We start from the raw sequence: 13,573 nt of genomic DNA, 5'->3' as shown, positions 1-13,573 counted from the left end.
TGAGATCCACTGTGCGTGTTATTTGGTGGTGCCAGGTAGAAGATTCGAACTTCTGAAGGCTAATGCCGGCGGATTTACAGTCCGCTCCCTTTGGCCGCTCGGGCAACCTGGCGTGCTTGGACTACTCTACAGCAGCCGGTCACAGAAACTACAAATCAGCAGGCTAACGGGCTAATTTTGGACTGTTTAGCCGACACGATCAACCGTGTAGCGGGCGATCTGACGCATCGCCGCATTCGCCGGAACATCAGGCAGCGTGTCGAGGTGGGTGTCGACGATGGAGAGGTACCTGTGGACGTCGTCAAGCGCGCGCTTTCGGCCGTCGGTTTGCTCGATGAGAGTGAGTGCGCGCTCCACGTCAGCATCTTCGGTGAGCGGTCCGGTGAGCAGCTCGCGGAGTTGCTTGCCCGCTTCCCCTTCGTCGCGCATGGCGTAGAGGACCGGGAGGGTGAATACGCCCTCGCGGAGGTCCGTTCCCGGGGTCTTTCCGGACTGGTCGGTGTCCGAGAAGATGTCAATGATGTCGTCGACGATCTGGAAGACCATGCCGATCGCTTCACCGACTTCGGTCATGGTGCGCACCGTCTTCTCGTCCGCACCCGAGTGGGTCGCACCGAGATACGCGGCAGAGGCAATGAGCACACCGGTCTTCTCGCGGATGACATCGAGGTAGTGCTCGATCGGGTCGCCACCACGTGCGCCGACGGTTTCGCGCATCTGACCCGTGACAAGATCGCTGAATGTCTCCGCGAAGTGACGGACGGTAGCCGTGTCGATCTCACTCATCAAACGCGACGCTTCAGCGAGCAAATAGTCGCCGGACAAGATGGCCACTGTGTTCGTCCACCGCGAATTGGCGGACTCCACGCCACGGCGCTTAGCTGCCTCATCCATCACGTCATCGTGATAGAGCGTGGCCAGGTGAACGAGCTCCACGATCGCGGCGCCGCGAATCACGTTGTCCGCCTGCGGGTTGGGGCCGAACTCACTGGCCAACACAGCCATCAGCGGACGGAAACGCTTGCCACCAGCCTTAGCCAGGTGCGTGACCTGTTCACTGAGGAAGTCCGCGCCGCCGGAGAGACGCTCAAACATGAGCTCTTCCACCCGATTCAACCCATCGGTGACACGCTGCGCCAAGGCCTCATCGCCGAGGTCGAGCTGCTTGTCGACAGCGGGCGACGTGGGTGTGCCGTTGGTCATCTATCGTCCTTGCGGGGTCGTACGGGTGGGCGTCCCCTTTACCGTAGTCCACACATAAGTCATCTGGCACAATATGTTCGATGAAATCGTTTGAGTGCGTCGTTGTCGGCGCGGGGCCTGCTGGTTCCGCTGCCGCGATTGCTGCTCGCCGCGCTGGCTTTAGCGTCGCTGTTGTTGATGCCACACCCGCTGGCCGCGACAAAACATGCGGCGATGGGCTGACCCCGCGCGCCGTGCACGCCTTGCAAGAATTGGGGCTTTCCGCCGCGCTTCCGCCCTACCGCAACAAGGGGCTCAAGCTGCATGGTTACGGCGGTTCCGTCACGGCTCCATGGCCGGATGGGCATTACGGCACGGAAGGTTCCGCGTCACCGCGCACGCTTTTCGACGCCGCACTTGCCGACCTCGCCTCCGCCGCCGGCGCCGAGATCTTCTATGACTGCCCGGCTACCGACGCGGAATTCGGTGATAGTGGTGAGATCACCGGTGTAGTCACCCCACAGGGCACCCTGCAGGCGAAATGGGTAATTGTTGCCGATGGGGTGCGCTCGCCTTTTGGTAAAAAGCTCGGCCGGAAATGGCACCGGGGCGAGGTCTATGGAATCGCTGCACGCTCCTACTGCTCAAGCCCATTCAGCGAAGAACCGTGGATGCACTCTCACGTGGAGCTGCGCGATGATGCTGACGTGCTCCAGCCGGGCTATGGGTGGATCTTTCCGCTTGGTGATGGAACGGTGAACCTCGGCTGCGGTGCTCTATCCACCGATGCCCGCCCAGCGAAGGTGAACACCAAGAAGCTGCTGGTGCAGTACGCCGATCAGGTTCGCGATGAATGGCAATTGGGCCAACCGGAAAATATCACCTCTGCCCTACTGCCCATGGGTGGTGCGGTATCCAATGTCGCTGGCCCGAACTGGATGCTCATTGGTGATGCCGCCGCATGTGTGAATCCCTTGAATGGTGAGGGCATTGACTACGGTCTGGAAACCGCCATCATGGCCGTCGACCTGATCACCTCTGCTGGCAAGCAGCCCGATCTGACATTGGCATGGCCTTTTGAGCTACGTCGGAAATACGGCGAAGCATTCGTGCTCGCCCGCACCCTCGCGCGTGTTTTGACCTACCCGCAGTTCCTTCCTGCAGCAGGACCACTGGCGCTGCGTGGCCTCGGTGGCCGCTACCTCATGCCAGCCGCGGCACGACTGATGGGCAACCTGATCACCGATGAAGACCGTGACCTGGTTGCCCGGGCGTGGCGCCTGTCCGGCGCGGCAGTTTCACGCCTCCGGGACGATAGCCCGCTGTGGGAGCCAACCAACTAGAGCTGCTGTGCGGCGAAAAATCTAGCGTTTTTCAGCAGCATGCAACGCCACGATGCCCGCTGCGAGGTTCTGCCAACCGCAGTTCTTCCACCCATTCGCATTGATCGCGTTTGCCAGATTTTCCTGGTCCGGCCATGCACGAATGGACTCAGCGAGGTACTCGTAAGCTTCTGCATTTGAAGAAAAGACCTTGCCCAAAAGAGGAATGACACGGGGCAGGTATTCGCGGTAAATGGTGGAGAATACCGGCACGATCGGGGTAGAGAATTCATTGACCACCAGGCGTCCACCCGGCTTGGTCACGCGGGCCATCTCACGCAGACCCGCCTCAAAATCATGCACATTGCGCAGGCCATAGGAGATGGTCACGGCATCAAAGGTCTCATCGGCGAAAGGCAGGTGCATCGCATCACCCACCACCTTGGGCACTGGACGGTGCTTGCCGGCAGCGAGCATGCCCTGGGAGAAATCACATGCCACGCACCATGCACCGGACTTGGTCAGCTCGACCGTGGATACTGCTGTACCGGCGGCGAGGTCAAGGACCTTCTCCCCCGGCTTCAGATTCAGGCGTTCGCGGGTGCGTTTGCGCCAGTAGCGGTCCAGGCCACCGGTCATAACTGTGTTGGTGATGTCGTAGTTCTTTCCCACTTCATCAAACATTCCCGCAACATCCAGCGGGTTCTTCTCCAGGTTCGCCTTGGCCATAGCACTCGAGTCTAGGGCACAGCCCGTGTAGCGCACCCACTGAGCTGGCCCCAGCGCCCTGCCTTAGGCACGAACTAGCTCGTGAATGGACGACGGTGCTTGTGCGGGTAGCCGTTGATCACTTCGGTGTAGTAGCCCAGCAGCTGGTCGCACAGGGCTGGCCACGTCTTATCAGCCACGGACTCGCGTGCATTCAAACTCATCTGCTCCAAGTTCTCCGGTTTGAGAATCTCGGCAGTTGCAGCGGGCAGGTCACGTTCAAATGTGTCCACATCCAGCAAATCACCGTTGTAGCCCTCCTGGATAAGATCAATCGGCCCACCAGCGCGCGGTCCGATCGTCGGAGTGCCAGAGGCCTGTGCTTCCTGCAGGGTTTGGCCGAAGGTTTCAAACTCACCGGTGTGCACAAAGAGATCCAAACTGGCATATGCTGCTGCGAGCTTCTTGCCGCCCAGCTGGCCCGTGAAAACTGCCGTGGGCATGAGCTTGCCCAGTTCACGGCGCTGTGGGCCATCACCAACGATGACCAGTTGAATATTCGGATCCCCATGCAGCGCAGCAAGACGCTCCACGCCTTTCTCGGACGCCAAGCGGCCCACGAAGCCGACGAGCTTCTTCTTGCCCGTCGGGTCCCACTTCTTGCGCAGTTTCTCCGAGCGACGGCGCGGATGGAAGAGCTCGGAATCCACACCCCTGCCCCAGCGGTGAATGTTCTTGATGCCATGAGCTTCCAGCTCACCAATCGTCACCGAAGATGGAGCAAGCGTCATCTGCGTCGCATTGTGCAGCTTGCGCGCCCACACCCACGCAGCTGATTCGAGGAACCCGACGTGATAGCGCGCGGTGTAGCCAGCAACATCCGTTTGGAAAAGCGCAATCGTGGGCAGCTTGAGACGCTTCGTGGCGATCGCGCCAGCACCGCCAAGCACGAACGGGCTAGCCAAGTGGACGATATCTGGCTTGTATTCGCGCAGGACGCGCGTGATCGTGCCATTCGGCACCCCGATGGGCAGAGAATCGACCAAGGGCACCATCACGGTAGGCACGCGGACGATGGGAAAGCCCGCATATTCCGGAATCTCTTCCTGGTTCACGCGCGCTCCCGGCGCGATCACCACAGCGTCATGCCCCGTGCGTTGTAGATGTTCCAGCACGCGGAGGATCGAGTTGGTCACTCCGTTGACATTGGGCAGGAAAGACTCGGCAATAATGGCGACACGCATGAGCGCATTATTCCTTTAAAGCGCTAATGAAGGTTTTCTTACACGTCAACGCAAGGTGAATTTTCGCCCCGAAACACGTTTTTTACCGATCAAGCTCACCGCCAACCACGCAGCTGCTGCGATGATCGTGGACACCACACCGACAGACAGTGCAGGCAGAATAGCCAACTTCCAGTCACGGCCTTCCACTTTGACGATATCCGGGTTGCTCTTGGCATAGGTCACCCAGACCTGCTGCCCATCGCCGAGCCCGGATGGGTAGAGCAAGCCGTGTGCTGGAGAGTGGAATTTGCCGTTCTCATCCTGGTATTCGACGGAGGTCTGCGTCGCACTCACACCAGTAACGGTGGCGATGCCACGGCCCGGGTCGCGCGAGATCGCGTAATCGTTGTAGGCAGGTCCAGCGACCATGGCAATGCTGCCCAACATCGCGCACAGGTAAATGACGATGACGAGCTGGTGCAAACGCCGCCGCAGGATGTCCCGCATCACTTCTTCAGCCGTTCCGTGAGCGCCCGACGCGTTGCACGAGTGGTCACTGCCTCAATCACAGTCACGGGCTCTGGCTTATCGACGTCATCCAGCAGCGCCTCCGTCAGCTCCCCGATGCTCTCCACCCTGTGGTAGGAAGCACCGTAGCCTTCCACAATCGACTCCAGATCAGCATCATGTGGTGTGCCGAAAGCTTGCTCGAAGTTGTCACGTACCTCTGGCGCTCCGACTTCGAGCGTTTCGAAGATGCCACCTCCGTTGTCGTTTGCCACCACGATGGTCAGGTTGCCCGGGCGCGGCTGGTCTGGACCGATGAGCAGACCACCGGCATCATGCAGGAAAGTCAGATCCCCCACCAATGCCACAGTGCGTGGGGCACGGATCTCATCCGGGTGCAATGCCTGGGTGGCAAGAGCAACGCCGATAGCTTGCGACACCGTGCCGTCGATCCCCGCTGCACCACGGGCGGAATAGGTGTTCACGCCATCAAACGGCATGCCCACGAAGCTGGCATCACGCACCGGATTTGAGGCACCCAGAACGAATGCATCGCCCACCGCGAGCGTGTCACATACAGCGGCAGCAACGTGCAGGCCGGTGAAGCCAAAGCTGTCATCGGTAAGCGCATCGCGGACCGTCTGCGCACCGACATCACCGGCGGCCTCACAGATCTTCAACCACGTATCCGTCGACTGGCCGGTCGCATTCACACGGCTGCCTACGCGGTCCGGACTACCCGTGATGATGTCCGTGCGCGTCAGCCCGATCACCTCAATTGCGGGATCAGCCATGAGAGCCATCACGTCACGGTGCAAGGTCGGGTGCCCCACCACGATCACCTGATCAGGCTTCGTGGATGCAGCGAAATCCCCACCGTCATGACTGATGGCCACTTCATCTTGTGTGAAAAAACGCGCTGCCAATGGGTGCACCTGGTGGAACGGTGTCGGCGCAGTCGGCTCCGCGATCGTGGGCACATGCTCCAGGCCCGGCACCTCCCACGCCTCATCACCGGCGATGACAAGAGTGTTCTTGGTCAGGTCGACGTCAACCACCCCGTGGTCCACCTGTGCCGCACCGGCACTGACCACTGCGCGCTGGCTCTCCGACGGACACAACCGCCCCGGACCGACCCGACGTGGCGTGCCTGCTGGCTCCGGCAATTGCTCGGGCACGAGCGGTGTATCAAAGGCGACATTGATGTGCACCTGATCCGCAGCAAAACTGATTGCATCCCCCGGCTCAGTCACCTGCTGTGTTTCGGCATAGCGCCCGAAAATGCCCTGCTGCCAGATTGTCTGGGAGGCACCGGTGCCCACCAGACGCTCCGGACGATCAGCACTAATGATCGCCAACGGCACATGCGACATATGCGCCTCAACCACAGCCGGGTACGTGTTTGCCACAGCGGTCCCTGATGTCATCACCACACCGACATGGCGGCGCTGCACACGGGCCAGGCCTAAGGCGGTGAAAGCGGCCGCCCTTTCGTCGATACGCACGTGCACAGTGATATCCCTGCGGGCAAGCAACGCGTATGCAAGCGGTGAATTGCGCGAACCTGGGCACAACACGACATCTGTGACGTGCGCTGCGAGCTCTTCCGCCACAAACGCCGCGAGCTGGGTGGAAGGGTACATATCCATATCCTTAACGGGCATTCAAAAACTCATCAATGCGATTGAGCAGGTCTTCCGCATCCTGGCGGTACTCATCCGGCACATCGGTGGGCAGCTCAGTCGGGAAATCTTCCGGCAACGATGGCAGGGCTGGATCCTCCCCCGGGGTACCATCCGGATTCTCGTCGTTGTTCTTCTCACGGTCACGCTTGAACAACTCATCCAGCAGACTCGACGGCGTCGTGGTCACCGTTTCTGTCTGCGTGATCGTTGCTGGCGGCACCTCCGGCTTATTCGCCCGCGTTTCCGCACCACGCCACAAAAAGAACATGGCAATGGCAGCCAACCCGAGCAGGAAAGCCAATACCGCCATGACGAGACCGGTGTTGATCCCACCGGACTTCTCCGCGGAAGTCGGTGCTGGCTGGTACGGCTGCTCATACGGCTCATACCCGTCGTAGCCCCCGTAACCACCGCCATAACCGCCGTACTGCGTTTCCGGATAATCCCCCTGGGACGCATAACGCGCATCCCCCTCCCCCGGCATGTACTGGCGCGGGGAAGATTGGGAATGCGCGGAAGAATCGGACGGGGACAAGTAACGGGTGTTCATGTCAGCGGCATCATCGCCGCGACCATGACGATCACCACGGTCGTCGGGCCGCCCAAACTGTCGAGTCTCGTTATCCATGGGGGTCATTCTAGACCCCACCATGGACCAGGCCCGTTACGGAAGCGTCAGACCGAAGACCGGAACAGCGATGGCGTAGGTGGCCAGGGTGACCAGGACCAGGCCGATGACGTTCAGCCAGACACCGCCCTTGATCATCTCACCCATGGTGACGTAGCCGGAACTGTAGGCAATCGCGTTCGGCGGGGTTGCAACCGGCAGCATGAATGCACAGGTTGCGGACAGTGCAACCGGGATGGTCAGCAGCAGGACGTTGATATCACCAGATGCCGTCAGACCAATACCAACTGCGACACCGCCCATGATCGGCAGGAAGGTCGCGGCCGTAGCAGTATTCGAGGTCAGCTCCGTCAGACCCAGGATGAGAGCGCCGACAGCAGCGATCAGCAGAATCATCGGCAGACCCGCAAGACCCTTGGAAGCCTCACCGATCCACAGAGACAGACCCGACTGGGAGAACATCGCGGACAGCGACAAGCCACCACCGAAGAGCAGCAGAACATCCCACGGGATATCCTTCGCGGTCTCCCAATCCAGAATGCGCGTGCCATCCTTCCTTGCCGGGATGGTGAACATGAGCAGACCAGCGATGATACCCACAGCAGCATCGTCGTAGCCGATCTCCCAACCGAAGTAATCAATGCCCAGCGGGACGAAGACCCAGGACAATGCGGCGGCGACGAAAATGATCGCGGAGAGAATCTGGCCGGTGGTCCACCCGCCGAGCTTGTCCAGCTCGTCGCGGATCAGTTCCTTACCGCCCGGGATCTCATCAATCTCAGGCTTGAACACGTTGATCAGCACGACCCACGCGATAAGAATGAACAGAACAGCAACTGGGACGCCAACCAGCATCCACTTGGCGAAGCCGATCTCAATATCGTGCGTTTCCTTCATGTAGCCAGCCAGCAGCGTATTCGGCGGGGTACCAATCAGGGTGCCCAGCGAACCAATAGATGCGGAGTATGCAATAGCCAGCATGAGGGCGGTAGCGAATTTCTTCTGCTTGTGCATGCCACCGACGTGATCAGCAGTCAGGGTCAGAACCGAAACACCGATCGGCAGCATCACCACAGCGGTAGCCGTATTGGACACCCACATGGACAGGAAGCCAGTAGCCACCATGAAACCCAGGATGATGCGGCGCGGGCTTGTACCGATCAGCTTGACCACCCATAGCGCCAGACGACGGTGCAGGTTCCAACGCTGAATGCCCAGAGCCAGGAGGAAGCCACCCATGAACAGGAAGATTGTGGATGAGGCGTACGGGCTACCGACCTCTTTAAACTTCGCCACATTGGCCAGTGGGAACACTGCCAACGGGATAAGCGCGGTGGCGGCGAGCGGAATCGCCTCAGTCATCCACCAGATAGCCATCCACACAGCAACGGCAGCGACAACGCGCATGGTCTGAGCGGTGTACTCCACCTCCGGATCAGCACCGGAAGATTCACGCACAACATCAGCCGCACCAGACGGGAAGATGAAGTAGACAACAGCTGCAGCGACCAGGCCCAGGATCAGGCCAATGAGTTGACGGCGCCAAACACCCTTTTCTGGCGCTTCGGCGAGATCGCCATCCGATAGTTCCGTGGCGTGCTCCGTCACGGCGGTTGAATAACCTGTGGTCATGATGAGCTCTCTTCCTGTATTCGAGCTAAAGATTTCCTACGCATAACTTAAGACAAATGTCTCCCACACACTAGAAATCACCCCCGGAAGCCCCCAAACCAAAAGGTTTACATGCCCGATTCAGCGGAAAAGTACCCCATACATCGGTGCAACCGTTCAAACCACCAGTCTTTGCGCTGCCCCGGCGCGGCCAAGGCTGCAAGACGGTCAGGATCCGGGGCGGCATTACTAATACGCATGCGACCTTCCACAAATTCAAACGGTTCGGCGACATCCTCAACGAACAGCCTTTGCGTGGCCAATCCCGCCGCCTGCGAGCCGGTCACCTTCGCCGCGATCAGACCAGCGTGAATGCCCACCGCAGTGTCGAGTGCCGAGGCCACGGTCAGTTTCAATCCGAGATCCCTACTGATCTGCATCAACCGTTTCACTCCGCCCAACGGTGCCACCTTGGTCACTGCCACATCAGCAGCATTCAATTCAGCAACTCGGTATGGGTCGGTCACCTTACGGATCGACTCATCCGCCGCGATCGGAGTGTCCACCCTGGCACGCACCTCTGCGAGTTCTTCCACCGTGGCGCAGGGCTGCTCGATGTATTCGAGTTCCCCCAAGGCTTCAGCTGCGCGCACTGCTTCATCAACGCTCCACCCACCATTGGCGTCCACACGCAGGGCCGCTTCTGGGCGGGCGGAACGGACAGCGGCGACGCGAGCGACATCGTCGGCAAGCGTCTGCCCTTTTTCCGCGACCTTGATCTTGTATGTGCGCGCCGACGGATAGCGCTCGAGCACCTCCGGGACCCGATCCGCATCGACCGCAGGAACAGTGCCGTTGACTTCCACCCAGCCATCGCCAGTATCAAGATCCGCATAGCCTTCGAAGGCCGCTTCCAGGCCAGCTTTCAGCCACGTCGCGGCCTCCGCATCGCCGTATTCGACGAAGGGCGCGAACTCGCCCCAGCCCGCCGGGCCGTGGATAAGCAATGCCTCCCGCGTCGTAATCCCCCGAAACGGCACTGCCATCGGAAGGGCAACGACGTGGGCGCGGTCGAGAATGTCGTCTATTTTTTCTCTACTCAATCCCAAATCACCTCAAGGCCTTGTACGTCACTGAAGGCAACATCGCGTGTGATGAGCCGATGACCTTCAATCAGTGCCTGCGCCGCAAGCATCCGATCGAAAGGATCACGGTGCTCCCAGTCCAAACTTCCTCCCAGCAATGCATGCGACGTTGAAATATCTAAAGGTTGTGCCCCTAATTCCGCCACATATCTTTCAAAATTACGCACAAGGAAATCTGCGCCAGGCAATTTCCCTAGCCTGAACTTCGTTGCGATCTCCCATGCTGATGCTGCCGATACGAACAGACGGTTCTCTCGCGTGCGCATCACTTCGAAAGCTGCCTCCCCCAACCGCGTCGGGTCCGTTAAACCCCACATGAACGCGTGAGTATCAAGGATGTAGCTAGCGCCCTGTGTCATTCCCACGCCTCCAGTTCGCTCTCGGGGAGATCGTCGAAAAAACTGTCCGGAAGTGTGTAGTCAACAAAACCGAGGGGACGAGCCACATCGACCTCAAGCGGAACCATTCGCGCCACAGGTCTTCCGCTCCGAGATATCACCACTTCCTCCCCTGCCTCTACCTGACGGAGAAGCCGGGAGAAGTGCGTCTTTGCGTCATGGACATTGATGCTTTCCATATGGGCTCCTCCTACTTGCTCTTACTTAGTCTACTTTTGTGGACTAACCCTACCACCGGCGCTCGACCATCCCCTGCCTGCAAAAGCTTCGGGACATCACCGTGGACTCCGTGGGATCCGTAAGATCACAGCCATGCCTTACTCCACCGCCCAGCCTTTCGACGCCTCCCAGTGGAAGACCGTCGACGGCTTTGATTTCACTGACATCACCTACCACCGTCACGCTGGCGAGGGCCGCGCGAACGGCATCGTGCGCATCGCCTTCGACCGGCCGGAGGTGCGCAATGCGTTCCGTCCGCACACGGTCGATGAGCTGTACCGCGCGCTCGACCACGCACGCCGCGACCCGTCCGTCGGCGTCGTGCTGCTCACCGGCAATGGCCCCTCCCCGAAGGATGGCGGTTGGGCGTTCTGTTCCGGCGGCGACCAACGCATTCGCGGCCGTTCTGGCTACCAGTACGCAACCAGCCACGACGGTGATGTGGAAGCCGCCACCGCCGACCACGTCGATGAAGCCCGCGTGAAAGCCGAGGGCGGGCGCCTGCACATTCTTGAAGTCCAGCGCCTGATCCGCACCATGCCCAAGGTGGTCATCGCCGTGGTCAATGGCTGGGCCGCCGGCGGTGGGCACTCCCTCCACGTCGTGTGCGACATGACCATCGCCTCGCGCGAGGAAGCACGCTTCAAGCAGACCGACGCCGACGTCGGCTCCTTCGACGGCGGCTACGGCTCCGCCTACCTGGCCAAGCAAGTCGGCCAGAAATTCGCACGCGAGATCTTCTTCCTCGGCCGCACCTATTCCGCCGAGGACATGCACCGCATGGGTGCTGTGAATATCGTCGCTGACCACGCCGAACTCGAGAACGAAGCAATCCAGGTTGCCCGCGAAATCAACGGCAAGTCCCCCACCGCACAGCGCATGCTCAAATTCGCATTCAACCTGCTTGACGACGGCCTCATGGGCCAACAAGTCTTCGCCGGCGAAGCCACCCGCCTGGCTTACATGACCGACGAAGCCGTCGAAGGCCGCGACTCCTTCCTGGAGAAGCGACCCCCGAACTGGGACGAGTTCCCGTTCTACTACTAAAAGCGGACCGAGAGCGCCAGTCGGAGCGTTGATGAAACTAGAGCACACGCACCATCGCGACGCCCACAAACACGAGAATCAATCCGATCACGCGTGAAAGCTGCAGGCGCTGGCGGGGCGTGCCCAGCAGCCCGCCAGCCTCAATGATCTGGCCACAGATGATCGTGCCAGCGAGCATGCCGATAACGGTCGTGCCGGTGCCGAGGATCGGCGCAAGCATGGCAGCACCAACGACCAGAATCGTGCCGAAAATGCCACCGATCCACATCCACCACGGGCCGGGTTTAACGCCAGAGAAGACAGCTCTGCGCGATTTCGGCAACGACAAACTCAGCGTGAGCAGAAAAACTGAGCCGACTGCCAAATTCACCGAACCGGCTTGGAGAGAACTACCCAAGACCGTGCCGAGATAGCCATTAACTGCGGTTTGCGTCGCCGAACACATTCCCATCATCACGCCGACCGCACGCCAAATCCATACTGAAACCTCGCCCGCATCACCTTCGACGACCGAAGAATCAAGCTCCCCAGGCGCACGCACGACATGCACCATGACGATGCCAGCGATGACAACAGCAGCACCAAGCAAGCGCCAGAAGCTAATCCTGTTCTCAACAGCCCCGAAGAGAGCGAAATGATCAATAGCCAGGGCCATAATGACCTGGCCAAGAATGGGAATGACGATTGTCTCCACCACACCGAGCTTCGGAAAGATGATCACGTTCCCGGTAATAAAGATCACGCCCATGATGCCGCCGATCCACACCCACCACGGCTCTCCCGCTGCGCGAGCAAGATCCAATGAACCGCCAGAGACGACGAGAGCGATGATCATCGCACAGAGAAAAGCTGAGAACACAGAAACAAACGCGGTGGGAATCGGCGCACCAATGCTGGCACGCAAGCGGTCATTGACCGCAGTTTGAATAGGAACGAAGGCGCCAACGCCAAGAGCAGCTCCTACAAGCATGGATCTCGCTTCCTTTAACGGTTTTCAATCACCAGATGATCGTGCGCGCGAAATGGAATCTTCACCGGACCCTTCGCCAAGACCAACGTTTCTCGCGTATAAGAGGCCGGTTTACCAAACTCAATCGCCCCCGCACACGGCACAAGCATACAAACAAAATATACCGCCTGAACCGCATGAAATCGTTCCCATCTGTTTAAGCGATATTCAACTGAATCTCACCTTGTGGAAACTCCGTTGCGATTAGGTGAGAACGTTCCCACGTATTTGCCACAGGAAGGGAAGCACATGACTGAGATCGTCATTTTCGACATCGGAGGAGTTCTGGTGCCGGAAGGTAACCGGATGGAACAGCTCCAGGACTTTCTTGTTTCACATGTCGGTGAGTTCGACCGAGATGCGTTCAAGGATGCCTACTGGAACCTCCGCGACGACTACGACCTTGGGCAGTCCGATTCCCTCTTCTGGTCCCCCGTTTTAGATGCGGCGGGAATTGAAGCAAATGGAGCGGTCATCGAGCTTGCGGCGGGAAAAGACGCAAGCCTTAACTCTCAGATTGCGCGGGAACCCTTTCAGTTGGTCAAGGATCTAGAGGCCTCCGGTGTGCCACTGGGAATCTTGAGCAACGCTCCACGCCAGATGGCTGAACAAGTGCGCCACAGTGACTGGTCGTCGTGCTTTTCCCACCTCTTGTTCTCTTCGGATCACGGGATCAAGAAACCCGACGCCGCCATCTACGCGCACGTGCAAAGCCAGTTCTCCGGTGTGGAGTCACCCATCTTCCACTTCTTTGATGACCGAGAGATCAACATCGTCGGAGCGAACGAAGCAGGTTGGAACGGCCACCTTTGGTCGTCACCCCAACAAGCTCGTGAACTGCTCCACGACCTCGACGTCCTTCCAAAGAACAATCCCTAGGGGAAGT

The 13,573-nt window shown here is 59.4% G+C and carries 14 protein-coding genes and 1 tRNA gene; 3 read left to right on the top strand and 12 right to left on the bottom strand.

What is annotated here, in order from left to right:
• Window positions 1-26 precede the first annotated feature (26 nt).
• Window positions 27-112, bottom strand: a tRNA-Tyr gene (locus tag Q0X21_RS02065).
• Between the two features lie 74 nt (window positions 113-186).
• Window positions 187-1,203, bottom strand: a complete 1,017-nt coding sequence (locus Q0X21_RS02060) for a polyprenyl synthetase family protein (protein WP_297850038.1) — start codon at window positions 1,201-1,203, stop codon at window positions 187-189.
• An 80-nt stretch (window positions 1,204-1,283) separates the two neighbouring features.
• Here Q0X21_RS02060 and Q0X21_RS02055 point away from each other — a divergent pair, with 80 nt between their 5' ends.
• Window positions 1,284-2,525 (top strand): geranylgeranyl reductase family protein, encoded by a 1,242-nt coding sequence (locus tag Q0X21_RS02055; RefSeq protein ID WP_297850037.1) that lies wholly within the window; start codon window positions 1,284-1,286, stop codon window positions 2,523-2,525.
• Between the two features lie 21 nt (window positions 2,526-2,546).
• Here Q0X21_RS02055 and Q0X21_RS02050 read toward each other — a convergent pair whose 3' ends face one another.
• From Q0X21_RS02050 to Q0X21_RS02010, 9 genes are all read right to left on the bottom strand, one after another.
• Entirely contained in the window at window positions 2,547-3,233 is a 687-nt protein-coding gene (locus Q0X21_RS02050; protein ID WP_297850036.1) for a demethylmenaquinone methyltransferase, read from the bottom strand.
• A 74-nt stretch (window positions 3,234-3,307) separates the two neighbouring features.
• Window positions 3,308-4,456, bottom strand: coding sequence for a glycosyltransferase family 1 protein (locus Q0X21_RS02045; RefSeq protein WP_297850035.1), 1,149 nt, complete (start codon window positions 4,454-4,456; stop codon window positions 3,308-3,310).
• Window positions 4,457-4,501: 45 nt separating this feature from the next.
• The gene (locus Q0X21_RS02040) at window positions 4,502-4,945 is read right to left on the bottom strand and encodes a DUF3592 domain-containing protein (RefSeq protein WP_297850034.1); all 444 of its coding nucleotides are present in this window, start codon (window positions 4,943-4,945) and stop codon (window positions 4,502-4,504) included.
• Complete coding sequence (gene menD, locus Q0X21_RS02035) at window positions 4,945-6,588, bottom strand: 2-succinyl-5-enolpyruvyl-6-hydroxy-3-cyclohexene-1-carboxylic-acid synthase (protein ID WP_297850033.1); 1,644 nt, start codon at window positions 6,586-6,588, stop codon at window positions 4,945-4,947. The genes Q0X21_RS02040 and menD overlap by 1 nt, the downstream gene beginning before the upstream one ends.
• 10 nt (window positions 6,589-6,598) lie before the next feature.
• Complete coding sequence (locus tag Q0X21_RS02030) at window positions 6,599-7,258, bottom strand: hypothetical protein (RefSeq protein ID WP_297850032.1); 660 nt, start codon at window positions 7,256-7,258, stop codon at window positions 6,599-6,601.
• Window positions 7,259-7,294: 36 nt separating this feature from the next.
• Window positions 7,295-8,890 carry a DASS family sodium-coupled anion symporter gene (locus tag Q0X21_RS02025; RefSeq protein ID WP_297850031.1) on the bottom strand — a complete coding sequence of 532 codons (1,596 nt, stop codon included), beginning with the start codon at window positions 8,888-8,890 and terminating at the stop codon, window positions 7,295-7,297.
• Window positions 8,891-8,997: 107 nt separating this feature from the next.
• On the bottom strand, window positions 8,998-9,972 hold the full coding sequence (locus Q0X21_RS02020) for an o-succinylbenzoate synthase (protein ID WP_297850030.1): 975 nt from the start codon (window positions 9,970-9,972) through the stop codon (window positions 8,998-9,000).
• A complete protein-coding gene (locus Q0X21_RS02015; RefSeq protein WP_297850029.1) occupies window positions 9,969-10,373 on the bottom strand; it encodes a type II toxin-antitoxin system VapC family toxin in 405 nt (134 codons plus the stop codon). Before Q0X21_RS02015 ends, Q0X21_RS02020 begins: the two co-directional genes overlap by 4 nt.
• Window positions 10,370-10,591: a type II toxin-antitoxin system Phd/YefM family antitoxin gene (locus Q0X21_RS02010; protein WP_297850028.1), complete on the bottom strand. Its 222-nt coding sequence runs from the start codon at window positions 10,589-10,591 to the stop codon at window positions 10,370-10,372. The genes Q0X21_RS02015 and Q0X21_RS02010 overlap by 4 nt, the downstream gene beginning before the upstream one ends.
• Window positions 10,592-10,724: 133 nt before the next feature.
• Between Q0X21_RS02010 and Q0X21_RS02005 the strand changes: the two genes are divergently transcribed.
• Complete coding sequence (locus Q0X21_RS02005; RefSeq protein WP_297850027.1) at window positions 10,725-11,678, top strand: 1,4-dihydroxy-2-naphthoyl-CoA synthase; 954 nt, start codon at window positions 10,725-10,727, stop codon at window positions 11,676-11,678.
• Between the two features lie 37 nt (window positions 11,679-11,715).
• Here Q0X21_RS02005 and Q0X21_RS02000 read toward each other — a convergent pair whose 3' ends face one another.
• Window positions 11,716-12,648, bottom strand: coding sequence for a DMT family transporter (locus tag Q0X21_RS02000; RefSeq protein ID WP_297850026.1), 933 nt, complete (start codon window positions 12,646-12,648; stop codon window positions 11,716-11,718).
• A 288-nt stretch (window positions 12,649-12,936) separates the two neighbouring features.
• On the opposite strand from Q0X21_RS02000, the gene Q0X21_RS01995 reads away from it, so the two are divergent.
• Window positions 12,937-13,566: an HAD-IA family hydrolase gene (locus Q0X21_RS01995; RefSeq protein ID WP_297850025.1), complete on the top strand. Its 630-nt coding sequence runs from the start codon at window positions 12,937-12,939 to the stop codon at window positions 13,564-13,566.
• Window positions 13,567-13,573 lie beyond the last annotated feature (7 nt).

Source organism: uncultured Corynebacterium sp., from assembly GCF_947253065.1.
Lineage (GTDB): Bacteria > Actinomycetota > Actinomycetes > Mycobacteriales > Mycobacteriaceae > Corynebacterium.
The sequence above is the reverse complement of the archived record's forward strand: the minus strand, read 5'-3'. Positions and strand labels throughout refer to the sequence as shown.